The sequence below is a fragment of the Pseudomonas sp. CCC4.1 genome (assembly GCF_035019225.1).
GTDB lineage: Bacteria > Pseudomonadota > Gammaproteobacteria > Pseudomonadales > Pseudomonadaceae > Aquipseudomonas > Aquipseudomonas bubulae.
The window spans coordinates 24768-47642 of record NZ_JASJWL010000019.1; the positions used below are offsets into that span (position 1 = coordinate 24768).

General features: G+C 54.6%; 30 protein-coding genes. 28 read left to right on the forward strand and 2 right to left on the reverse strand.

The genetic code is table 11. The features are described from left to right. Positions 1-9: 9 nt before the first annotated feature. The 25 genes from rpsS (at position 10) to bfr (ending at position 13168) form a co-directional block, all read left to right on the forward strand. Positions 10-285 (forward strand): 30S ribosomal protein S19, encoded by a 276-nt coding sequence (rpsS, locus tag QN377_RS10225; protein ID WP_003232420.1) that lies wholly within the window; start codon positions 10-12, stop codon positions 283-285. A gap of 13 nt (positions 286-298) precedes the next feature. Then, positions 299-631, forward strand: a complete 333-nt coding sequence (gene rplV / locus QN377_RS10230; RefSeq protein WP_003444373.1) for a 50S ribosomal protein L22 — start codon at positions 299-301, stop codon at positions 629-631. A 13-nt stretch (positions 632-644) separates the two neighbouring features. Continuing rightward, complete coding sequence (rpsC, locus tag QN377_RS10235; protein WP_003176422.1) at positions 645-1331, forward strand: 30S ribosomal protein S3; 687 nt, start codon at positions 645-647, stop codon at positions 1329-1331. Positions 1332-1343: 12 nt separating this feature from the next. Then, positions 1344-1757 carry a 50S ribosomal protein L16 gene (rplP, locus tag QN377_RS10240; RefSeq protein ID WP_016779178.1) on the forward strand — a complete coding sequence of 138 codons (414 nt, stop codon included), beginning with the start codon at positions 1344-1346 and terminating at the stop codon, positions 1755-1757. Continuing rightward, positions 1757-1948: a 50S ribosomal protein L29 gene (gene rpmC / locus QN377_RS10245; RefSeq protein ID WP_003444371.1), complete on the forward strand. Its 192-nt coding sequence runs from the start codon at positions 1757-1759 to the stop codon at positions 1946-1948. Before rplP ends, rpmC begins: the two co-directional genes overlap by 1 nt. 2 nt (positions 1949-1950) lie before the next feature. Next, positions 1951-2217 carry a 30S ribosomal protein S17 gene (gene rpsQ, locus QN377_RS10250; protein WP_003194644.1) on the forward strand — a complete coding sequence of 89 codons (267 nt, stop codon included), beginning with the start codon at positions 1951-1953 and terminating at the stop codon, positions 2215-2217. Between the two features lie 23 nt (positions 2218-2240). Then, positions 2241-2609: a 50S ribosomal protein L14 gene (rplN, locus tag QN377_RS10255; protein WP_002555479.1), complete on the forward strand. Its 369-nt coding sequence runs from the start codon at positions 2241-2243 to the stop codon at positions 2607-2609. Between the two features lie 11 nt (positions 2610-2620). Continuing rightward, entirely contained in the window at positions 2621-2935 is a 315-nt protein-coding gene (rplX, locus tag QN377_RS10260) for a 50S ribosomal protein L24 (RefSeq protein ID WP_016779179.1), read from the forward strand. A 22-nt stretch (positions 2936-2957) separates the two neighbouring features. Continuing rightward, positions 2958-3497, forward strand: coding sequence for a 50S ribosomal protein L5 (gene rplE / locus QN377_RS10265; protein WP_003444368.1), 540 nt, complete (start codon positions 2958-2960; stop codon positions 3495-3497). A 13-nt stretch (positions 3498-3510) separates the two neighbouring features. Continuing rightward, complete coding sequence (rpsN, locus tag QN377_RS10270) at positions 3511-3816, forward strand: 30S ribosomal protein S14 (RefSeq protein ID WP_003444367.1); 306 nt, start codon at positions 3511-3513, stop codon at positions 3814-3816. A gap of 211 nt (positions 3817-4027) precedes the next feature. After that, complete coding sequence (gene rpsH / locus QN377_RS10275; protein WP_003444366.1) at positions 4028-4420, forward strand: 30S ribosomal protein S8; 393 nt, start codon at positions 4028-4030, stop codon at positions 4418-4420. 12 nt (positions 4421-4432) lie between these two features. Next, positions 4433-4966, forward strand: coding sequence for a 50S ribosomal protein L6 (gene rplF / locus QN377_RS10280; protein WP_016779180.1), 534 nt, complete (start codon positions 4433-4435; stop codon positions 4964-4966). Positions 4967-4976: 10 nt separating this feature from the next. After that, complete coding sequence (gene rplR, locus QN377_RS10285; protein WP_016779181.1) at positions 4977-5327, forward strand: 50S ribosomal protein L18; 351 nt, start codon at positions 4977-4979, stop codon at positions 5325-5327. Between the two features lie 3 nt (positions 5328-5330). After that, positions 5331-5831: a 30S ribosomal protein S5 gene (gene rpsE / locus QN377_RS10290; protein WP_003186035.1), complete on the forward strand. Its 501-nt coding sequence runs from the start codon at positions 5331-5333 to the stop codon at positions 5829-5831. Between the two features lie 2 nt (positions 5832-5833). Then, complete coding sequence (gene rpmD / locus QN377_RS10295) at positions 5834-6010, forward strand: 50S ribosomal protein L30 (RefSeq protein ID WP_003186033.1); 177 nt, start codon at positions 5834-5836, stop codon at positions 6008-6010. 3 nt (positions 6011-6013) lie between these two features. Further along, positions 6014-6451, forward strand: coding sequence for a 50S ribosomal protein L15 (rplO, locus tag QN377_RS10300; protein ID WP_016779182.1), 438 nt, complete (start codon positions 6014-6016; stop codon positions 6449-6451). After that, entirely contained in the window at positions 6452-7780 is a 1329-nt protein-coding gene (secY, locus tag QN377_RS10305; protein WP_003444361.1) for a preprotein translocase subunit SecY, read from the forward strand. Between the two features lie 32 nt (positions 7781-7812). After that, the gene (rpmJ, locus tag QN377_RS10310) at positions 7813-7929 is read left to right on the forward strand and encodes a 50S ribosomal protein L36 (protein WP_002555468.1); all 117 of its coding nucleotides are present in this window, start codon (positions 7813-7815) and stop codon (positions 7927-7929) included. Positions 7930-8058: 129 nt separating this feature from the next. Beyond that, the gene (rpsM, locus tag QN377_RS10315; RefSeq protein WP_016779184.1) at positions 8059-8415 is read left to right on the forward strand and encodes a 30S ribosomal protein S13; all 357 of its coding nucleotides are present in this window, start codon (positions 8059-8061) and stop codon (positions 8413-8415) included. 30 nt (positions 8416-8445) lie between these two features. After that, a complete protein-coding gene (rpsK, locus tag QN377_RS10320) occupies positions 8446-8835 on the forward strand; it encodes a 30S ribosomal protein S11 (RefSeq protein WP_007924177.1) in 390 nt (129 codons plus the stop codon). A 17-nt stretch (positions 8836-8852) separates the two neighbouring features. After that, positions 8853-9473, forward strand: a complete 621-nt coding sequence (gene rpsD / locus QN377_RS10325; RefSeq protein ID WP_003444359.1) for a 30S ribosomal protein S4 — start codon at positions 8853-8855, stop codon at positions 9471-9473. A gap of 22 nt (positions 9474-9495) precedes the next feature. After that, the gene (locus QN377_RS10330; protein ID WP_003176403.1) at positions 9496-10497 is read left to right on the forward strand and encodes a DNA-directed RNA polymerase subunit alpha; all 1002 of its coding nucleotides are present in this window, start codon (positions 9496-9498) and stop codon (positions 10495-10497) included. Positions 10498-10539: 42 nt separating this feature from the next. Next, positions 10540-10926 (forward strand): 50S ribosomal protein L17, encoded by a 387-nt coding sequence (gene rplQ / locus QN377_RS10335; RefSeq protein ID WP_016779185.1) that lies wholly within the window; start codon positions 10540-10542, stop codon positions 10924-10926. Positions 10927-11099: 173 nt separating this feature from the next. Then, the gene (locus QN377_RS10340; protein ID WP_322213722.1) at positions 11100-12548 is read left to right on the forward strand and encodes a catalase; all 1449 of its coding nucleotides are present in this window, start codon (positions 11100-11102) and stop codon (positions 12546-12548) included. A 155-nt stretch (positions 12549-12703) separates the two neighbouring features. Beyond that, positions 12704-13168 (forward strand): bacterioferritin, encoded by a 465-nt coding sequence (gene bfr, locus QN377_RS10345; RefSeq protein ID WP_016779187.1) that lies wholly within the window; start codon positions 12704-12706, stop codon positions 13166-13168. Between the two features lie 181 nt (positions 13169-13349). Here bfr and uvrA read toward each other — a convergent pair whose 3' ends face one another. Continuing rightward, positions 13350-16184, reverse strand: coding sequence for an excinuclease ABC subunit UvrA (gene uvrA, locus QN377_RS10350; protein ID WP_094999498.1), 2835 nt, complete (start codon positions 16182-16184; stop codon positions 13350-13352). A 198-nt stretch (positions 16185-16382) separates the two neighbouring features. On the opposite strand from uvrA, the gene QN377_RS10355 reads away from it, so the two are divergent. Together QN377_RS10355 and QN377_RS10360 are read left to right on the forward strand one after the other, a co-directional pair. Beyond that, on the forward strand, positions 16383-17774 hold the full coding sequence (locus QN377_RS10355; protein WP_095019084.1) for an MFS transporter: 1392 nt from the start codon (positions 16383-16385) through the stop codon (positions 17772-17774). A 9-nt stretch (positions 17775-17783) separates the two neighbouring features. Then, positions 17784-18308, forward strand: coding sequence for a single-stranded DNA-binding protein (locus QN377_RS10360; RefSeq protein ID WP_016779190.1), 525 nt, complete (start codon positions 17784-17786; stop codon positions 18306-18308). Between the two features lie 132 nt (positions 18309-18440). On the opposite strand, the gene QN377_RS10365 is transcribed toward QN377_RS10360, so the two are convergent. Further along, a complete protein-coding gene (locus tag QN377_RS10365) occupies positions 18441-20879 on the reverse strand; it encodes a membrane-bound PQQ-dependent dehydrogenase, glucose/quinate/shikimate family (protein WP_095021276.1) in 2439 nt (812 codons plus the stop codon). 689 nt (positions 20880-21568) lie between these two features. Here QN377_RS10365 and QN377_RS10370 point away from each other — a divergent pair. After that, on the forward strand, positions 21569-22861 hold the full coding sequence (locus tag QN377_RS10370; RefSeq protein WP_150628560.1) for a carbohydrate porin: 1293 nt from the start codon (positions 21569-21571) through the stop codon (positions 22859-22861). Positions 22862-22875 lie beyond the last annotated feature (14 nt).

Genomic DNA, 22875 nt, shown 5'->3' on the forward strand with positions numbered 1-22875 from the left:
GATACGACAGTGCCACGTTCTCTGAAAAAAGGTCCTTTTATTGATCTTCACCTACTGAAGAAGATCGAAGTGGCGGCGGAAAAGAACGATCGCAAACCGGTGAAAACCTGGTCGCGTCGTTCGATGATCCTGCCACAAATGGTCGGTCTGACCATCGCTGTGCATAACGGTCGTCTTCATGTCCCAGTTCTCGTGAACGAAGACATGGTTGGCCATAAACTAGGCGAGTTTGCCGGTACCCGCACTTATCGTGGGCACGTGGCAGACAAGAAAGCCAAGCGTTAAGGGGTAAGGAACGATGGAAGTAGCCGCTAAGTTGTCGGGCGCTCGAATCTCCGCCCAGAAAGCCCGCTTGGTCGCCGACCAGATCCGCGGGAAGAAGGTGGGCGAAGCGCTCAACCTGTTGGCTTTCAGCAACAAGAAAGCCGCCGAGATCATCAAGAAAGTGCTGGAGTCGGCCGTAGCCAACGCCGAGCATAACGAAGGCGCAGACGTTGACGACTTGAAAGTCGCCACCGTTTTCGTCAACGAAGGGCGTTCGCTGAAGCGCATCATGCCGCGTGCCAAAGGCCGCGCTGATCGCATCGTCAAGCGGTCTTGCCATATCACTGTCAAGGTTGCTGACAAGTAACGGAGTCGAAGAGATGGGTCAGAAAGTACATCCCATTGGCATTCGCCTGGGAATCGTCAAGGAGCACACCTCCGTCTGGTACGCAGACGGCCGGACTTATGCGGACTACTTGTTCGCTGATCTGAAGGTGCGTGAATACCTCCAAGACAAACTAAAAAGCGCGTCCGTAAGCCGTATCGATATCCATCGTCCGGCCCAAACTGCACGTATCACCATCCACACCGCTCGTCCAGGTATCGTTATCGGGAAGAAAGGTGAAGATGTTGAGAAACTGCGTCAGGACCTGACCAAGCAAATGGGTGTGCCTGTGCACATCAATATCGAAGAGATCCGCAAGCCGGAACTCGACGGTATGCTGGTTGCGCAGAGCGTAGCTCAGCAGCTGGAGCGTCGTGTAATGTTCCGTCGCGCGATGAAACGCGCTGTACAGAACGCTATGCGCATTGGTGCCAAAGGCATCAAAATCCAAGTGAGCGGTCGTCTCGGCGGTGCTGAAATCGCACGTACTGAATGGTATCGCGAAGGTCGTGTGCCATTGCACACCCTGCGTGCCGACATCGACTATGCCAACTACGAAGCTCACACCACTTACGGTGTGATCGGTGTAAAGGTTTGGATCTTCAAAGGCGAAGTAATTGGTGGTCGCCAAGAAGAACTGAAGCCACAAGCACCAGCGCCTCGTAAAAAAGCTGCTAAGTAAGGGGTACGCCAAATGTTACAACCTAAGCGTACGAAGTTCCGCAAGCAAATGACTGGCCACAACCGTGGCTTGGCATTGCGCGGTAGCAAAGTCAGCTTCGGCGAATACGCGCTGAAGTCTGTTGCTCGTGGTCGTCTCACCGCTCGTCAGATCGAATCAGCGCGTCGTGCACTGACCCGTCACGTTAAGCGTGGCGGCAAGATCTGGATCCGTGTATTCCCGGACAAGCCTATTTCCAAAAAGCCCCTAGAAGTTCGTATGGGTAAAGGTAAGGGTAACGTGGAATATTGGGTTGCCCAGATTCAGCCAGGCAAAGTCCTGTATGAAATCGAGGGTGTTACTGAAGAGCTGGCGCGTGAGGCTTTCGCCCTGGCTGCTGCAAAGCTGCCGCTCGCCACCTCCTTTGTTAAACGGACGGTGATGTGATGAAAGCGAATGAACTTCGTGAAAAATCCGCACAGCAGCTGAACGAGCAACTGCTCGGCTTGCTGCGCGACCAGTTCAATCTGCGTATGCAGAAAGCAACTGGCCAGTTGGGGCAGTCGCATCTGCTCTCGCAAGTTAAGCGTGACATCGCTCGCGTGAAGACTGTGCTCAAACAGCAGGCAGGTAAGTAATCATGGCTGAAGCCGAAAAGACTGTCCGTACGCTGACTGGCCGTGTTGTCAGCGACAAGATGGACAAAACCATCACCGTTCTGATCGAGCGTCGCGTTAAGCACCCGATCTACGGTAAATACGTTAAGCGTTCGACTAAGCTGCACGCGCACGACGAAACCAATCAGTGCCACATCGGCGACAAAGTCACTATTCGTGAAACTCGTCCGATGGCCAAGACCAAGTCTTGGGCACTGGTTGATGTTCTCGAACGCGCTGTGGAAGTCTAAGGACTAGGGGTCGGAGAAATTATATGATTCAGACTCAATCCATGCTCGATGTGGCCGATAACAGCGGCGCACGCCGCGTTATGTGCATCAAGGTGCTGGGTGGCTCCCATCGTCGTTACGCTGGTATCGGTGACATCATCAAAGTTACCGTGAAGGAAGCAATTCCTCGCGGTAAAGTGAAAAAAGGCCAAGTGATGACTGCTGTTGTAGTCCGCACTCGTCACGGCGTACGTCGTGCTGATGGCTCCATTATCCGCTTTGATGGCAACGCTGCTGTTCTTCTGAACAACAAGCAAGAGCCGATCGGCACCCGTATCTTTGGGCCAGTGACCCGTGAACTTCGTACTGAGAAGTTCATGAAGATCGTCTCGCTCGCCCCAGAAGTGCTGTAAGGAGATCCGACATGCAAAAGATTCGTCGTGACGACGAGATCATCGTGATCGCCGGCAAAGACAAAGGTAAGCGCGGTAAGGTGCTTAAGGTTCTCGCTAACAACCGTTTGGTTATTGGCGGTCTGAACCTGGTTAAGCGTCATACCAAGCCTAACCCGATGTCGGGCGTACAAGGCGGTATCGTCGAGAAAGAAGCTCCACTGGACGCTTCTAACGTGGCCATCTTCAACAGCGAAACCAGCAAAGCAGATCGCGTTGGTTTCAAAGTAGAAGAAGGCAAAAAAATTCGTGTCTTCAAGTCGACCCAAAAAGCGGTTGATGCTTGAACACTGCTAGGTAGATGAGACCATGGCACGACTAAAAGAGATTTACCGGAAGGAAATCGCTCCGAAACTTAAGGAAGAACTTAAGCTTTCGAACGTGATGGAAGTTCCGCGCGTTACCAAAATCACCCTGAACATGGGTTTGGGCGAAGCGATCGGTGATAAGAAAATCATCGAGCACGCTGTAGCTGATTTGGAAAAAATCACGGGTCAAAAATGTGTAGTGACCTACGCTCGCAAGTCCATCGCAGGCTTCAAAGTTCGCGAAGGCTGGCCGATCGGCGTTAAGGTTACTCTGCGCCGTGAGCGTATGTACGAATTCCTGGATCGTCTGCTGTCGATCTCCCTGCCTCGGGTACGCGACTTCCGCGGCCTGAATGCCAAGTCCTTCGATGGTCGTGGTAACTACAGCATGGGCGTAAAAGAGCAGATCATCTTCCCGGAAATCGACTACGACAAAATCGATGCTCTCCGCGGTCTGGACATTACCCTGACCACCACTGCTCGGACAGATGATGAAGGTCGCGCCTTGCTGCGTGCTTTCAAATTCCCGTTCCGCAACTGATTGGAGTAGGACCATGGCTAAGATGAGCATGAAAAACCGCGAGCTGAAACGTCAGCTCACGGTTGCCAAGTTCGCCAAGAAGCGTGCAGCACTGAAAGCTATCATCGTGGATCTGAACGCAAGTCCAGAAGCACGTTGGGAAGCTCAAGTTGCTCTGCAGAAGCAGCCACGTGACGCAAGCGCTGCGCGCATGCGTAACCGCTGCCGCCTGACTGGCCGTCCGCATGGTGTTTACCGCAAGTTCGGCCTTGGCCGTAACAAATTGCGTGAAGCAGCAATGCGTGGCGACGTACCAGGTCTGGTTAAAGCCAGCTGGTAAGGCGCACAGGCAAAGTTACCCCTGTCAGGGTTGCAAGATCCTGACAGCCGGTGACCTTGAATATGAATCAAGCCCCTATTGGGGCTTGATTCATTTCTGGCGTGTGTCTAGAATGACCGGCTCGCCTGAGCCCGTGCTTTTTAAGCATTGAGTACTCGGCGACAGTTGTAGCCGCAAGGCTAATTCTTTTTGTATCAGGAGCGTCTAGCCCATGAGTATGCAGGACCCGTTAGCGGACATGCTAACTCGAATCCGTAATGCCCAGATGGCTGAAAAGTCCGTCGTAAGCATGCCATCTTCCACGTTGAAGGTAGCTGTAGCCAAAGTTCTCAAAGACGAAGGTTACATCGCGGATTATCAGATCAGCAGCGAAATCAAGCCACTGCTGTCTATCGAGCTGAAGTACTTCGAAGGCCGTTCGGTTATCGAAGAAGTTAAGCGCGTTAGCCGTCCAGGCCTGCGTCAGTACAAGTCCTCCGAAGATCTGCCGAAAGTTCGTGGCGGTCTGGGTGTGTCTATCGTCTCCACCAGCAAAGGTGTGATGACGGATCGTGCTGCGCGCGCTGCCGGTGTCGGCGGCGAAGTTCTTTGCACTGTGTTCTAAGGGGGGATAAGCATGTCACGCGTCGCTAAGAACCCCGTTAAGCTGCCAGCTGGTGTCGAAGTAAAATTCGCCGGCCAACAGCTTTCGGTGAAGGGTGCCAAGGGTACTCTAGAACTGAACATCCATTCGTCCGTTGAGATTGTTGAAGAAGCTGGTGAGCTGCGTTTCGCTGCTCGCAATGGCGATCAACAAACTCGCGCAATGGCTGGTACCACTCGTGCGTTGGTAAACAACATGGTCCAAGGCGTAAGCCAAGGCTTCGAGCGCAAGCTCCAGCTGGTCGGTGTTGGTTACAAAGCGCAAGCAAAAGGCACAGTGCTGAACCTGGCTCTTGGCTTCTCGCACCCAGTGGATTACGAGTTGCCGGAAGGCATCACCGCTGAGACTCCTAGCCAAACCGATATCCTGATCAAGGGTATTGATAAGCAGCTGGTAGGTCAGGTGGCCGCTGAGATCCGCGGTTTCCGTCCGCCAGAGCCTTATAAAGGCAAGGGTGTACGTTACGCGGACGAAGTCGTCCGTCGTAAAGAAGCCAAGAAGAAGTAGGGCATAGCAAATGACCGACAAAAAAGTTACTCGCCTGCGCCGCGCTCGCAAAGCACGTCTGAAAATGCACGAACTAGAAGTCGTGCGTCTCTGCGTGTTCCGCTCGGCACAGCACATATACGCCCAGGTCATCTCGGCCGACGGCAGCAAAGTCCTGGCAAGCGCCTCGACTTTGGACAAAGAACTGCGTGATGGTGCCACTGGCAACATCGACGCGGCCACAAAGGTTGGCCAGCTGGTCGCTACGCGTGCAAAAGCCGCTGGCGTCTCGCAGGTGGCTTTCGACCGCTCTGGCTTCAAGTACCACGGCCGCGTGAAAGCGCTGGCTGAGGCTGCTCGTGAAGCTGGGCTGGAGTTCTAAGTTATGTCAAATAACGACCAAAAGCGCGACGAAGGCTACATTGAGAAGCTGGTTCAAGTTAACCGCGTAGCCAAAACCGTTAAAGGCGGCCGTATCTTCACTTTCACCGCGTTGACCGTGGTTGGTGATGGTAAAGGGCGCGTTGGCTTCGGCCGTGGCAAGTCACGTGAAGTGCCTGCTGCGATCCAGAAGGCAATGGAAGCTGCTCGCCGCAACATGATTCAAGTGGACCTTAACGGCACCACTCTGCAGTACGCCATGAAATCCGCCCACGGCGCTTCCAAGGTTTACATGCAGCCTGCTTCTGAAGGTACCGGTATCATCGCTGGCGGCGCTATGCGTGCTGTCCTCGAAGTTGCTGGCGTTCAGAACGTACTGGCCAAGTGCTACGGCTCGACTAACCCGGTAAACGTGGTTCACGCCACTTTCAAAGGTTTGAAAGCTATGCAATCTCCTGAATCTATTGCCGCCAAGCGTGGCAAAAGCGTCAAGGAGATCTTCTGATCATGGCTACCGTTAAAGTAACGCTGATCAAAAGCATGACCGGCCGTATCCCTAACCACAAACTGTGCGTTAAGGGTCTGGGTCTGCGTCGCATCGGTCACACTGTAGAAGTACTTGATACTCCCGAGAATCGCGGGATGATCAACAAGGCTTACTACATGCTGCGTGTAGAGGGTTAATCGATGAAACTCAATGATCTGAGTCCAGCGCCGGGTTCCCGTCGCGAAAAGCATCGTCCGGGCCGTGGTATCGGTAGTGGTTTGGGTAAGACTGGTGGCCGTGGTCACAAAGGTCAGACCTCCCGCTCCGGTGGCACCATTGCTCCAGGCTTTGAAGGCGGTCAACAGCCGCTGCATCGCCGTCTGCCTAAGTTCGGTTTCGTATCCCTGAAAGCCATGGATCGCGCAGAAGTGCGTTTGTCCGAGCTGGCTAAAGTGGAAGGCGACATCGTAACTGTGCAGACCCTGAAAGATGCCAACGTGATCAACGTCAACGTACTGCGTGTGAAAATCATGCTGTCCGGTGAAGTGACTCGCGCTGTCACAATCGGCAAGGGAATCGGCGCCACCAAAGGTGCGCGTTCGGCTATCGAAGCAGCTGGCGGCAAGTTCGAGGAATAAATGGCTAAGCAAGGTGCTCTCTCAGCGCTCAGCAAAGGCGGGTTATCCGAGCTCTGGGCTCGACTGCGTTTTCTATTCCTGGCGATTATCGTCTACCGGATAGGCGCACACATCCCAGTTCCAGGTATCAACCCGGACCGGCTGGCGGACCTGTTTCGACAGAATGAGGGGACCATACTTAGCTTGTTCAACATGTTTTCCGGCGGCGCGCTGGAGCGGATGAGTATTTTTGCGCTGGGGATCATGCCGTACATTTCGGCATCGATCATCATGCAGCTTATGTCCGCTGTCAGCCCGCAACTGGAGCAGTTGAAGAAGGAAGGTGAAGCTGGCCGTCGCAAGATTAGCCAGTACACCCGCTACCTCACTGTCGCTCTTGCTCTTGTCCAGGCTATTGGCATGTCCATTGGTCTGGCAGGGCAAGGCGTAGCGTTCACTGGTGACCTGGGCTTCCATTTCGTTGCAGTAACCACGTTTGTGGCGGGTGCAATGTTCATGATGTGGCTGGGTGAGCAGATTACTGAGCGTGGTGTTGGCAACGGTATCTCGATGTTGATTTTTTCGGGTATCGTCGCCGGTCTTCCGAGAGCAATCGGGCAGTCTTTCGAGTCTGCACGTCAGGGCGATATCAATATTTTCGCTCTGGTTGCTATCGGTTTGCTGGCAGTAGCGATTATCGGTTTTGTGGTGTTCATTGAGCGTGGCCAGCGTCGTATTGCTGTTCACTACGCCAAGCGTCAGCAGGGCCGCAAGGTGTTTGCTGCGCAGACTAGCCACCTACCGCTGAAAGTGAATATGGCCGGTGTTATCCCGGCTATTTTTGCGAGCAGCATTTTGCTGTTCCCGGCTTCGCTGGGTGCCTGGTTCGGTCAGTCTGAAGGTATGGGCTGGTTGCAGGACATCTCGCAGTCGATCGCTCCTGGTCAGCCGTTGAATATTCTGCTGTTTAGTGCAGGGATTATTTTCTTCTGCTTCTTCTATACGGCGTTGATGTTCAATCCGAAAGACGTAGCGGAAAACCTGAAGAAGTCCGGTGCCTTTATTCCGGGTATCCGTCCAGGTGAGCAGTCGGCACGCTATATTGATGGCGTTTTGACTCGTTTGACTCTGTTCGGTGCTCTTTATATGACGGCCGTGTGCCTGTTGCCCCAGTTCCTGGTGGTTGCGGCAAACGTTCCGTTCTACCTTGGCGGGACCTCGTTGCTGATCGTTGTTGTGGTTGTTATGGACTTCATGTCCCAAGTACAATCGCACCTCGTTTCGCACCAGTACGAATCCCTGATGAAGAAAGCCAACCTGAAGGGCTACGGCAGCGGCATGCTCCGCTGAAGTACTACCCCGTAAGGTGAGAGGAGTTGGTGATGAAAGTTCGTGCATCGGTGAAAAAGCTGTGCCGTAACTGCAAGATTATTCGCCGCGAAGGTGTTGTTCGGGTAATTTGCAGCGCGGAACCACGTCACAAACAGCGCCAAGGCTGAGTGTGATCTGTTTGAAGCCCAGCAGCTAGTGCGCTGCTGGGTTGATTATTTGTTATTACAGCGATATTATCTCGCGCCCTATTTCTTGGCTTCCGGGGCGTAGGTAGCTGTCAATTGGAGTCCCACTGAATGGCCCGTATTGCAGGCGTTAACATTCCAGATAACAAGCACACTGTTATCTCGCTGACCTACATCTATGGTGTTGGTCGCACTACCTCACAGAAAATCTGTGCGGATGCTGGTGTAAACCCAGCCGCTAAGATCAAGGATCTGAGCGACGAGCAGATTGAGTTGCTGCGTGGCGAAGTGGCGAAGTTCACCACTGAAGGTGACCTGCGTCGTGAAGTCAACATGAAAATCAAACGCTTGATGGACCTGGGCTGCTACCGCGGTCTGCGCCATCGTCGTGGTCTTCCAGTGCGCGGTCAGCGTACCAAGACCAACGCGCGTACTCGCAAAGGTCCGCGTAAGCCGATCCGCAAGTAATCGCACCAGCGAATCGACAGGAATTTAGTCATGGCAAAACCTGCTGCTCGTCCTCGTAAAAAAATTAAAAAGACAGTGGTTGATGGCATCGCCCACATCCACGCGTCTTTCAACAACACCATCGTGACCATCACGGATCGTCAGGGTAACGCGCTTTCTTGGGCTACCTCTGGTGGTTCGGGTTTCCGCGGTTCACGCAAGTCCACCCCGTTCGCTGCTCAAGTAGCTGCTGAACGTGCTGGTCAAGCTGCGCTGGAATATGGCCTGAAAAACCTTGACGTTAACGTCAAGGGCCCAGGTCCAGGTCGTGAGTCCGCTGTCCGTGCTTTGAACGGCTGTGGCTATAAGATCGCCAGCATCACCGACGTGACGCCAATCCCGCACAACGGGTGCCGTCCGCCGAAGAAGCGCCGCGTGTAATCAGGAGACTGTAAAGAATGGCTCGTTACATTGGTCCAAAATGCAAACTGGCACGTCGTGAAGGCACTGATCTCTTCCTGAAGAGTGGTGTGCGCGCTATCGAATCGAAGTGCAATATTGAAGCTGCTCCAGGCATCCACGGCCAACGCCGCGGTCGCCAATCCGACTACGGTACCCAACTGCGTGAAAAGCAGAAGGTCCGTCGTATCTACGGCGTTCTCGAGCGTCAGTTCAGCGGCTACTACAAACAAGCTGCTGGCAAAAAAGGTGCAACCGGTGAAAACCTGCTGCAACTGCTCGAATGCCGCCTGGATAACGTCGTATACCGTATGGGTTTCGGTTCTACTCGTGCCGAATCTCGTCAGTTGGTATCGCACAAGTCGATCAGCGTTAACGGTCAGACCGTAAACGTTCCGTCCTACCAGGTTCGTGCTGGTGACGTGGTCGCTATCCGCGAGAAAGCAAAGAACCAGCTTCGCATTGTCCAAGCTCTCGATCTGTGTGCCCAACGTGGCCGCGTAGAATGGGTAGAAGTAGACACTGAGAAGAAGTCGGGCGTTTTCAAGAACGTTCCTGCTCGCAGTGATCTGTCCGCCGACATCAACGAAAGCCTGATTGTCGAGCTCTACTCCAAGTAAGGGCTAGAAAATAGGTGCATCCATGCAGATTTCGGTAAATGAGTTCCTGACACCTCGCCATATTGATGTGCAAGTTGTCAGTCCAACCCGCGCTAAAATCACTCTCGAGCCTCTCGAGCGTGGTTTTGGCCACACCCTGGGCAACGCGCTGCGCCGCATCCTGTTGTCCTCAATGCCAGGCTGTGCAGTAGTCGAGGCCGAGATTGACGGTGTGCTCCACGAGTACAGCGCCATCGAAGGTGTACAGGAAGACGTAATTGAAATCCTGTTGAACCTTAAAGGTCTGGCTATCAAGCTGCACGGCCGTGACGAAGTTACGCTGACCTTGTCGAAGAAGGGTTCGGGGGTGGTTACCGCTGCCGATATTCAGCTGGATCATGATGTCGAGATCGTTAATCCCGATCACGTAATCGCCAACCTGGCGTCTAACGGCGCCTTGAACATGAAGCTCACCGTAGCTCGTGGTCGTGGTTATGAACCAGCAGACTCGCGTCAGAGCGATGAAGACGAAAGCCGCAGCATTGGTCGCTTGCAGCTGGATTCTTCGTTCAGCCCGGTTCGCCGTATCGCATACGTGGTGGAAAACGCCCGTGTCGAGCAGCGCACCAACCTGGACAAGCTGGTTATTGATCTGGAAACCAACGGTACACTGGATCCTGAAGAGGCCATTCGTCGTGCTGCAACCATCCTGCAACAGCAGTTGGCTGCATTCGTCGACCTCAAAGGTGACAGCGAGCCAGTGGTAATCGAGCAGGAAGACGAGATCGATCCGATCCTGCTTCGTCCTGTTGACGATCTGGAACTGACCGTGCGTTCGGCCAACTGCCTTAAGGCGGAGAACATTTACTACATCGGTGACCTGATTCAGCGCACCGAAGTAGAACTGTTGAAGACTCCGAACCTGGGCAAGAAATCCTTGACTGAAATCAAGGACGTTCTGGCCTCCCGTGGTCTGTCCCTCGGCATGCGCCTCGACAACTGGCCGCCTGCAAGTCTTAAGAAGGACGACAAGGCGACTGCCTGATCGTCGTAATCACCGAACGTTGTGTTTGGTAAGGAATGAACCATGCGTCATCGTAAAAGTGGTCGTCACCTGAGCCGCACTAGCTCGCACCGCAAGGCTATGTTTCAAAACATGGCAGTGTCGTTGTTCGAGCACGAGCTGATCAAAACGACTCTGCCGAAAGCCAAAGAATTGCGTCGCGTTGCTGAGCCGCTGATTACTCTGGCCAAGATTGATTCTGTTGCTAACCGCCGTCTGGCCTTCGACCGTACTCGTTCGAAAGCCATGGTTGGTAAGCTGTTCAACGATCTGGGCAAGCGTTATGCAACTCGTGAGGGTGGCTACCTGCGCATCCTCAAGTGCGGTTTCCGCGCTGGCGACAACGCGCCTATGGCGTACGTCGAGTTGGTTGATCGTCCAGTTGGCGGTGAAGCTGTATCCGCTGAGTAAGACGTCAGTCTCTACAAAGAACCGGGCCTAGTGCCCGGTTTTTTGTGCGCGTTCGATTATGATTATCTATTGATTCTGATCATTTAATGCATTTGCCCATGTGTAATTCATGGTCAATACTCCTCGTCAGCCGATTAGCCGGCAGTACAAAGACTGACTGAGGAAGCAAACATATGAGCCAGACCAAAACGCTTACAACCGCCAGCGGCGCTCCAGTTGCGGATAACCAGAATTCTCGTTCTGCCGGTCCTCGTGGCCCATTGCTGCTTGACGATTTTCATCTGATCGAAAAGCTCGCGCACTTCAACCGTGAAAACATTCCTGAGCGTCGCGTACACGCCAAGGGTTCAGGCGCCCATGGCACTTTCACCCTGACCCGTGACATGGCTCAGTACAGCAGTGCCAAGCTGTTTGACACCATCGGCAAGCAAACCCCCACTTTTCTGCGCTTCTCAACGGTAGGTGGCGAGCGCGGCTCGGCAGATACCGAGCGTGATCCACGTGGCTTTGCCCTCAAGTTCTACACCGAGGAAGGTAACTGGGACATCGTCGGTAATAACACCCCGGTGTTTTTCATCCGTGACCCGCTTAAATTTCCCGACTTTATCCACACCCAAAAACGCCTCCCGCAAAGCAACCTGAAAAGCGCACAGATGATGTGGGACTTCTGGTCGCACTCCCCTGAGTCGCTGCACCAGGTCACCATCCTGTTTTCCGATCGCGGCATTCCAGATGGTTACCGCCATATGCATGGCTTTGGCAGCCACACGTACAGCCTGATCAATGCTGCGGGTGAGCGTCACTGGGTCAAATGGCATTACAAAACCAAGCAGGGCATCAAGAACCTGCCGCCTGCAGAGGCTGCGCGCCTTGCCGGTACCGACCCGGATTACGCACAGCGTGACTTGTTTGGCGCCATCGAATGCGGTGACTTTCCGAAATGGCGCGTATGCATGCAGGTCATGACTGAAGCTCAGGCTGCAGCCCACTATGAGAACCCGTTTGACGTGACCAAGACCTGGTCGCAGAAAGAGTTCCCGCTGATTGAAATCGGTGAGCTGGAGCTGAACCGCAACCCGCTGAACTACTTTGCCGAAGTGGAGCAGGCTGCGTTCGGGCCAAGCAATATGATCCCGGGTGTGGGCCTGTCGCCTGACCGCATGCTGCAAGGCCGTGTGTTCGCGTATGCCGATGCCCATCGCTACCGTGTAGGCACCAACCACCAGCACCTGCCGATCAACTCACCACGGGTACCTGTGCATAACTATCAGCGTGATGGCTCTATGGCCTTCGGCAACAATGGTGGTGCTGCACCGAACTATGAGCCGAACAGCTATGGCGACGCGCCAAAACAAGCACCGCAATATGCTGAGCCGCCATTGGCCCTCAGTGGTGCAGCTGATCGTTACGATCATCGTGTAGACAGCGATTACTACAGCCACGCCGGTGCCCTGTTCCGACTGATGAACGACGAGCAGAAAGCCCTGCTGATCAACAATATTGCAGGGGCTATGGAGGGTGTGACGGGGGATGTCGTCGAGCGTCAGCTGCAGCATTTCTACAATGCTGATCAGGCTTATGGTGATGGTGTTGCCAAGGCGTTGGGTGTACAGCGTAACTAACTCTAAGTGAGAAGCAGAACCGCCCTCAATTGGGCGGTTTTTGCGTTATTTAACCCTGTTTTCTCTGAAAAACAGGGTTTTTATTGCGATTTAGCCGTGACCTCTCAGTCGGCTTGGTTCAAACTACAGCCTTTCAAGCAGGGAGATGTAAGGCAATGCAAGGCCACCCGGATGTAATCGATTATCTCAATACGTTGCTGACCGGCGAGTTGGCTGCGCGTGACCAATATTTCGTCCATTCCCGTATGTACGAGGATTGGGGTTTCACCAAGCTTTACGAGCGTATCAACCACGAGATGGAGGAAGAGGCACAACACGCTGATGCGTTGATGCGCCGGATTCTGATGCTCGAGGGTACGCCGCGCATGCGCCCTGACGACCTGGATGTGGGTACTACGGTGCCTGAGATGTTCGCTGCCGACCTGCGCCTGGAATATAAAGTCCGTGCCGCGCTGTGCAAAGGCATCGCCCTGTGCGAACTGCACAAGGACTACGTGAGCCGTGACATGTTGCGTGTTCAGCTGGCAGACACCGAAGAAGACCACACCTACTGGCTGGAAAAACAGCTGGGCCTGATCAAGTCGATCGGCTTGCAGAACTACCTGCAATCGCAGTTCTGATCCAGGGAAGCTGAGATGCTTTTGGTGGGAGCGTGGCTTGCCCGCGATGCAGGCAACACGGTCTGGCTTGTGTGTCGCGGCGTTACCTTCGCGAGCAAGCCCGCTCCCACAAGAGCTTGATTTGCGCTCAGTAAAAAGCCCCTGCCATCTCACGATGGCAGGGGCTTTTTCGTACCGCGATTTAAGCCTTGTCGCGAATCAACAGTGGCTTCAGGTAGAAGCCCGTGTGTGATTGCTTCATCTCGGCTACTTCTTCCGGTGTACCGGTAGCAATGATCTGCCCGCCCTTGGAACCCCCCTCAGGGCCGAGATCCACCAGCCAGTCAGCGGTCTTGATCACGTCCAGGTTGTGTTCGATCACTACCACGGTGTTGCCATGGTCGCGAAGACGATGCAGCACATCCAGCAACTGCTGGATGTCAGCAAAGTGCAAACCGGTAGTAGGCTCATCGAGGATATACAAGGTCTTGCCTGTATCGCGCTTGGACAGCTCACGGGACAACTTGACCCGTTGCGCCTCACCGCCTGACAGTGTGGTGGCGGATTGTCCTAGCTTGATATAGGACAAGCCTACATCCATCAGCGTTTGCAGCTTACGCGCCAGTGCAGGCACGGCATCGAAGAACACTCGCGCTTCTTCGATGGTCATTTCCAGCACTTCGTGGATGCTCTTGCCCTTGTATTTGATCTCAAGGGTTTCACGGTTGTAACGCTTGCTTTTGCACACATCGCAAGGCACATAGATGTCCGGCAGAAAGTGCATTTCTACCTTGATCAGGCCATCACCCTGACAGGCCTCGCAGCGTCCGCCCTTTACGTTGAAAGAGAAACGCCCCGGGCCGTAACCGCGCGAGCGCGACTCGGGCACACCCGAGAACAACTCGCGGATTGGCGTAAACAACCCGGTGTAGGTCGCAGGGTTGGAGCGCGGCGTACGGCCAATCGGGCTTTGGTCGATATCGACGACCTTGTCCAGATGCTCAAGCCCCTTGATGCTGTCGTGCGCCGCCGCTTCCAGCGTGGTCGCGCCATTCAGTGCCGTGGCGCTGAGCGGGTAGAGTGTGTTGTTGATCAGGGTCGACTTGCCCGAACCGGAAACCCCGGTCACACAGGTCAAAAGACCGATCGGTATCTCCAGGTCAACGTTGCGCAAGTTATTGCCGCGAGCACCCTTGAGCGACAGTGTCAGCTTCTTGTTGCGCGGTGTGCGCTTGGCGGGTACGGCAATCTTCACACGCCCCGACAGGTATTTGCCTGTCAGTGAATCAGGGTGAGCCATCACCTCGGCCGGTGTACCTTCAGCAACAATATGACCGCCATGCACGCCAGCACCAGGGCCGATATCCACCACATAGTCCGCCAGGCGGATGGCGTCTTCGTCGTGCTCCACCACAATCACGGTGTTACCGATATCACGCAGATGCTTGAGGGTGCCCAGCAGGCGATCGTTATCGCGCTGATGCAGGCCGATGGAGGGCTCGTCGAGGATATACAGCACGCCAACCAGGCCTGCACCAATCTGACTGGCCAGACGAATACGCTGGGCTTCACCGCCTGACAGGGTATCGGCACTACGGTCCAGCGACAGATAGTCCAGCCCCACATTCACCAGGAACTGCAGGCGCTCGCGAATTTCCTTAAGGATTTTGTCAGCGATTTCGCCACGGCGTCCGCTCAGGCTCAGCGTGCTGAAGTATTCGGTCGCATCACCGATAGGCATGCTGGTGACCGCGGGCAGGGTTTTTTCGCCGACCCATACATGACGGGCTTCGCGACGCAGTCGGGTACCCCGGCAATCCGGGCAGGACTGGGTGCTGAGGAACTTGGCCAGTTCTTCGCGCACGGTGGCCGACTCGGTTTCGCGATAACGGCGTTCCAGGTTTGGCACGATGCCTTCGAACGGGTGAGCACGCTTGACGATATCGCCACGATCATTCAGATAGCGGAAATCCACGTTTTGCGTGCCGCTGCCATAGAGGATCACCTTTTGCTTGTCGGCCGGCAGCTCGCTGAACGGCACTTCAAGGCTGAAGTCGTAATGCTTGGCCAACGCCCCGAGCATCTGGAAGTAATAAACGTTGCGCCTGTCCCAACCGCGGATCGCGCCTTCGGCCAGCGTCAGCTCGCCATTGACCAGGCGCTTGATATCGAAGAACTGCTTGACCCCCAGACCATCGCAGGTCGGGCATGCACCTGCCGGGTTGTTGAAGGAAAACAGCTTGGGTTCCAGCTCGCTGATCGCATGGCCGCAAATCGGGCAGGCGAAGCGCGCGGAAAAGATTATTTCTTCGCCCGGCTCATCGTCCATCGGCGCAACCAGGGCAATGCCATCAGCCAGTTTCAGCGCTGTCTCGAAAGACTCGGCCAGGCGCTGCTGCAGATCGGCACGCACTTTAAAGCGGTCAACCACCACATCAATGCTGTGCTTTTTCTGTTTGTCGAGCTTGGGCAGTTCGTCCAGCTCGCAAAGCTTGCCGTTGACCCGGGCGCGAACAAAACCCTGGGCGCGCAGTTCTTCAAATACTGAAAGGTGTTCGCCCTTACGCTCGCGGATCACCGGCGCCAGCAGCATCAGCTTGCTGCCTTCGGGCTGGGCCAGTACCAGGTCGACCATTTGGCTGACGGTCTGGGCTTCCAGAGGAATGTCGTGATCCGGGCAGCGCGGGATACCTACGCGGGCATACAGCAGGCGCAGGTAGTCGTAGATTTCGGTGATGGTGCCGACCGTGGAGCGCGGGTTGTGCGAGGTCGATTTTTGCTCGATGGAAATCGCCGGCGACAGACCCTCGATGGTATCGACGTCAGGCTTTTCCATCATCGACAGGAACTGCCGCGCATAGGCTGACAACGACTCGACATAACGGCGCTGGCCTTCGGCATACAGCGTGTCAAACGCGAGGGATGATTTGCCGGAGCCAGACAGTCCGGTGATAACGATCAGTTTGTCCCTTGGCAGGGTCAGGTCGATGTTCTTCAGGTTGTGGGTTCGTGCCCCACGTATCAGGATCTTGTCCACTGCGGCCTCGCTTGGCGGGCATAACGTAAACGAATGAGTATACGGATCTGTGCGAAAGCTGTGCAGGCCCTTGATGGCACACTGTCATTCAAGCAGCCTTTATAACTTTTGCGTGACAAAGCGTCGCGTCTCTCTCGTGTATGTGCTGTTAGACGATGGGACTGATAGAATCGCCGCCGGTTCACATGAGGTTTTTCCATGCACGATCCCCACAGCGAACGCATGAGTAGCGGCGAGACCCGGGCAGCAAGCGGTCTGGCCCTTGTGTTCGCCTTCCGTATGCTGGGCATGTTTATGGTGTTGCCGGTTCTGGCAACCTATGGAATGGACCTTGCCGGTGCAACGCCCGCCCTGATTGGTCTGGCGATTGGCGCTTATGGCCTGACCCAGGCCATTTTCCAGATCCCTTTTGGTGTTATTTCCGATCGTATTGGACGGCGCCCGGTCATTTACCTGGGCTTGATTGTCTTCGCGCTGGGCAGTGTGCTGGCGGCCAATTCCGATTCGATCTGGGGCGTCATTGCGGGACGCATCCTGCAAGGTGCGGGGGCGATTTCTGCAGCCGTCATGGCGCTGTTGTCAGACCTTACCCGTGAACAGCATCGCACCAAGGCCATGGCCATGATCGGCATGACCATCGGCTTGTCATTTGCCGTGGCCATGGTGGTGGGCCCGCTCCTGACTCGCGCTTTCGGGTTGTCCGGGCTGTTTCTGGCGACGGGGGCAATGGCGCTGTGCGGGATCGTGATTGTGATGTTTATGGTGCCGCGTTCCACCGGTACCTTGCAGCATCGTGAGTCCGGAGTGGCGAAGCAGGCCTTGCTGCCGACCTTGCGCCATCCCGACCTGTTGCGCCTGGACCTTGGCATTTTTGTGCTGCACGCCATGTTGATGTCGAGCTTTATCGCACTGCCGCTGGCGCTGGTCGAGAAGGCCGGCCTGCCCAAGGAACAACATTGGTGGGTGTATCTGACGGCCTTGCTGATTTCATTCTTCGCCATGATCCCGTTCATCATCTACGGCGAAAAGAAACGCAAAATGAAACGAGTTTTGCTCGGCGCCGTCGTGACGTTGATGCTCACTGAGCTATTCTTCTGGAAGTTCGGCGACAGTTTACGAACGCTGGTGATTGGCACTGTGGTGTTTTTCACTGCGTTTAACCTGTTGGAGGCTTCATTGCCTTCGCTGATCAGCAAAGTTTCACCCGCAGGCGGCAAGGGCACGGCGATGGGGGTTTACTCCACCAGCCAGTTCCTCGGATCGGCACTGGGCGGCATACTCGGCGGCTGGCTGTTTCAGCATGGCGGTCTGTCGGTTGTGTTCCTGGGAGGCGCAGGTCTGGCTGCACTCTGGTTGGCCTTTGCTGTTACCATGCGTGAACCACCGTATGTAACAAGCCTGCGCCTGCCGTTATCGCCCGAGGCGTTGCGCGAAGCAGGTCTGGCTGAGCGTCTAAAGGCAGTCAATGGCGTTACAGATGCAGTGATCGTGGCTGAAGAGGCTGCGATTTATATCAAATTGGACACCGAACTATTGGATCGCGCGACACTCGAGCAGTTGGTTAACCCAGCGCCGACGTGCGAAGCCTAGGAGAACGTTATGGCCCGTGGGGTTAACAAAGTTATATTGGTCGGCACATGCGGCCAGGATCCCGAAGTTCGCTACTTGCCTAACGGTAATGCCGTGACCAACCTGAGTCTGGCAACCAGCGAACAATGGACTGACAAGCAAACCGGTCAGAAAGTCGAGAAGACTGAATGGCACCGTGTATCGATGTTCGGCAAAGTGGCCGAAATCGCCGGCGAATACCTGCGCAAGGGTTCGCAGGTGTACATCGAAGGCAAGCTGCAAACCCGTGAGTGGGAAAAAGACGGTATCAAGCGTTACACCACCGAAATCGTGGTCGACATGCAAGGCACCATGCAACTGCTGGGTGGCCGTCCACAGGGCGACCAGCAAAACCAGGGTGGTGGCAACAACTACCAGCAACAACAGTCGGCTCCGCGTCAGCAGGCTCAACGCCCTGCACCGCAGCAACAGCAACAGTCGCGCCCTGCGCCGCAACAGCAGGCCCCGCAGCCAGCTCCGGATTTCGACAGCTTTGATGACGATATTCCGTTCTAGGTCTTGCCTTGGGCTTAACAGCTTCAGCGTTACCTAAAAAGCCCCGAGAGTTCTGCTCTCGGGGCTTTTTGTTTGCCTCAAAAATAATCCCCGTAAACGGGGATTATTTTTTACATAAACGTAACCAGCCGTTTATTTTTCAGCGCTGTCCGGTAATGCATACGCAATGATGTAATCACCTACGTCAGGGGAGTGGCTCATGCCCCCTGCAGAGATCACCACGTATTGTTTCCCGGTAACCGGTGATTTGTAGATCAGCGGTGCGGCCACTGCGCCGACAGGCAAGCGTGCTTTCCACACTTCTTTACCGGTTGCCGAGTCGAGCGCACGCAGGTAGTAGTCTTGAGTCCCTGCAAAGAACACCAGGCCCGAGGCTGTTGAGGTTGGACCACCCAGTGTTGGCATGCCCAGCGGTATCGGCATGTGGGTTTTAATTCCCATAGGGCCGGTATCCTGGACGGTGCCCATAGGCACTTGCCACACCAGTTTCTGAGTATTGAGATCAATCGCACTCATGCTGCCGAACGGGGGTGTATTACACGGCACGCCCAGTGGCGATTGCAGAATGTCGATTCTCACGCCGCCATAGATGCCGGCGACTTGTGGGCGAATGGTTCCCATGAAACCGGGCACTTCGTCAGTCGATACTTTGAACTTGCTGGTGTCTTCCTTCGTCACCAGCGACATCCGCAGGGGCACACGCATGTCGTTAACAAACATCATGCCTGTATTTTCGTCGATGGAGATGCCCCCCCAGTTCATACCGCCCAACAAGCCTGGCCATTCGATGTACGGTTTCTCGGACGGAGGTGTAAACGGGCCCACGTAAACGGAGTCCTTGAACATGATCCGGCAGTACAGTTGATCGAAAGTCGTCACGCCCCACATGGACTTCTCAGTCAGTGGCTCAACACCAATAGTTGGCATTCCGACCGAAAACGGTTGAGTCGGTGACAGGTGCTCGCCTTCAGCAGCAGGTGAGGTTGGAACCGGACGTTCTTCAACTTCGGTAACAGGTTTGCCTGTACGACGGTCCAGAACAAAAATATTGCCTGTTTTGCTGGTCTGGATCAAAACCGGCGTTTTCTCGCCGTCAGCGCTCTTCCAGTCATACATGACTGGCTGAGAAGGCAGGTCGTAATCCCACACATCGTGGTGAACGATCTGGTAAACCCACTTGGCTTTACCGGTCGATGCATCCACAGCTACAACCGCCGAGCCATATTTTTCCTTGGCCGCGTTGCGATCACCGCCCCAGTAGTCCGGTGGGCCATTGCCTGTTGGCAGGTAGACCAGGTTCAACTCTTTATCGTAAGTAGGAATAGTCCATACGTTAGGCGTTTCCAGCGTGAACTGGTGATCGTCGGCAGTAGCGTCCTTACCCTCAGGTGCGCCTATGTCCCATGCCCAGACCAAATCACCGGTCAGCACGTCAAATGCACGCACGGCCCCTGAAGGCTCGCCCGCTACAATGTCACGCACCCAGCCGCCGACTACGGTCAGATGACCCATCACAACCGGCAGAGAGGTTGGGTGATAGCGTTTGCTCTTCTCGGTCGGGCCCATGCCTTTCTTGAGATCGACGTAACCGTTCTCACCAAAGCTCGAGCACAGGGCGCCGGTGTGCGCATCAAGCGCAAACAGACGGGCATCTACCGACGACACCAGAATGCGCTGACGGCATTGTTGGTCGTTGTCGTGCGAAGCCTTGACCTCAGCACTCAGGCTGTCGTCTTTATCGATGTCGTAATAACCCACGCCGCGGCAGGTGACGTGTTCTTCAGTTTTGGCTTTAGGGTCGAACTTCCAGAGAGGAGTCCCAGTATCACCATCCAGTGCGGTGATCAGATTCTCTGGTGTGCATGAATACAGCACGTTGCCAATCTGCAACGGCGTGTTTTCGTCTACGCCTGCACCAGCCCCGGTCGTTCTGCGCCCTGTTCTGTATGTCCAGGCGACCTGTAGGTCCTTGACGTTTTCTGGGGTGATCTGCGTGTAAGGCGCAAACCGGGTACCCGATGCGCTGCGACCATAGTATTCCCAATTTTCAGGCGTATCGGCAGTAGGTTCCTTCGGCTCGGATGCCTTCGACGCGACCACAGGATTTGAGATCGCACCATGAGGGTAAAACGCAGCAATAAAGGTAGCGATCAACGCGGCAAATACCGCAAAGCCAAACCGGTTAGCCATGCGCCGAGTCGTCAGGGATGTACCCGGGAACGTCGCGCCCACCCACAAACTAAGTGTCAGGATAATGGCTGGAACGACAAGGCGTGGCAGCAGTTCCCAATAACTGAACTGACCTACCTCATAAAATGCCCAGACGCATGTGGCAAGGAAAATAAGTGCCGAAAATATAATGCTGAAACGTTTACGCCATAACAATAACGGGGCGAGTAGCAAATAAGCCAACCCGGCTATTAGATAATAACTTGATCCGTCCAGGGCCAATAACATGACCCCGCCGTATATCAATGTCACTGCAACAGCAAAAACGAAGAGGGAAAATATTATTCTCGCGAGCGAGCTGATTGCCCGTCTTTTAGTGGGTGATTGATGGTCATCCGTCATTTTCATGAATGCTCTATGGGTGAATACAAAACTGTTCGTCGTCGGTGCGAACAGCCCGGCCGAATGATCGATTCGGACGTAATTGGTTGGGCGTAAATCCTCTGGCACCTCGTCAATCAAGCGTTAAAGCGCTGAAAAACCAGGTCGTTACCCGGTGAGTCGGATGCCGAACGCGCAGTTGCACACAAAGGACTGAAGGTTCTACGAAACCTGGAGCGGAGCATCAGTGCTCTATAGGGTTGGATTTTGTGACTTTGTTTGCGCAAGCAGGCTAATTTTAATCGGATGATGTCTCGGATAAATCCAGCGCATTGGAAAACAATATTGATGAAACAGTAACAATCAAGTAGTCGTGAGCGACTCAATAGGTGCAGAACGTCATCGGTGCTGGGTGGCCAACGAGCAATGAGTCATAGGCACGATGAGCAGATCTGTTGAGTCATCGCTTCAGGTTCGTGCCTGTTAGTTCAAGAGCTGGCATTCAGGCGAATTGTTACGAACGCACCAACAATGTTTCTTGCAGAGTTGGATGTATTCCAAAAAAGCTAATGCTTACACTTAAGCGTTGTTACTAACGTCAAGCGACGTTATCCAATCCAATCCAGTCCTTACACCCTGACGCAAGCAGCATAAGGCGACTTGCTAAACAGCCTTGATCATCTGCGTTTTTTCAACGGAGCACCTTTCGAATGTTTTTTTCTTTCCGCGCGCTGCTGAGTACCAGCCTGTGCAGCGGTTTGTCGTTCTGTATGTTGGCCCCTGCTTCAGCGTTGGCAGATTCTACGGACTTGATGAGTCGCTCAACACTCACCGGCGATTGGGGAGGGGAGCGACAGAAGCTGGTCGACAAGGGGATTAAGCTGACGGGTGAATACAGCTCCGAGACGATTTCGAACCTGCACGGCGGGATAAAACGCGGCACTCGCTATGCGCAACAAATACGCATTGGCGCGCAGTTTGATCTGAGCAAGTTACTCGACACTCCGGATGCTGGGGTGGTGCAGATCATTATCAATGACCGTCGTGGCCACAGCGCCACGGAAGATTTGCTCGGTAACCGCTTATCAGCTCAGGAAAACTATGGGGGTGAATACACCCGGCTGACCGAGTTCAGCTATCAACGCAATCTGTTTTCCAAAGAACTGTCGGCCAAGGTTGGATATATGGTCATGGGCACCGAATTTGGGGGGATGCCGATCCTGACCAACTTTGTAAGCGCCGGTTTTTGTGCACACCCGTTAACCATGTCGAGCGGCAGTGGATGGGGTAACTATCCGACGGCACACTGGGGGGGAGAACTGCGTTACGACGTTAACCCGTCTCTAACGCTGCAAACCGCTGTGTTCCAAGTCAACCCGGAGCACAACGCACGCCCTTCTGAAGCGTTTTCCATGCCCAGCAACGGCACCACCGGGGCTATTTTGCCACTGGAGGCGATTTTCAATAATCATGCCTTTCTGGATGGTCAGTACAAAGTCGGTTGGTATTACGACACGTCCAATTACCAGAAAATTGGCAGCACAGAAAAGAGCAGTAACCGTACCGGGGCTTACGTGTTGTTTGATCAGGCCATCTGGAAGGACGAGCAAGACCCTGAAAGCGTATTGCGCCTTTTCGGGCAAGCGGCCACCAGTAACGCTGCGACTTCACCGATGCGTCGTTGGTATTCGGTGGGTCTGGTCAAGCAGAAGCCCTTTGCAAACCGCCCCAAAGATACTATCGCCTTTGGTTATGGCCGCGCCGTGATCAATTCGCGCACGCGCGATGAGCAAGAAGCGGCTGCAATCAATTTTGGGGAGTCAGACATGATCGCCAGCCTCGACAACGGCGAGCAGATGCTTGAACTCAACTATGGCGCGCAAGTCACGCCCTGGCTGCTGGTGCGACCGGACATGCAGTACTACATCGAACCGGGCGCGTTCTTCGGTAAAAAAAGAGGAAACGCATTGGCTGTAGGACTACAGATCAAAGCGACTTTTTAACAGACGGGCTGGCG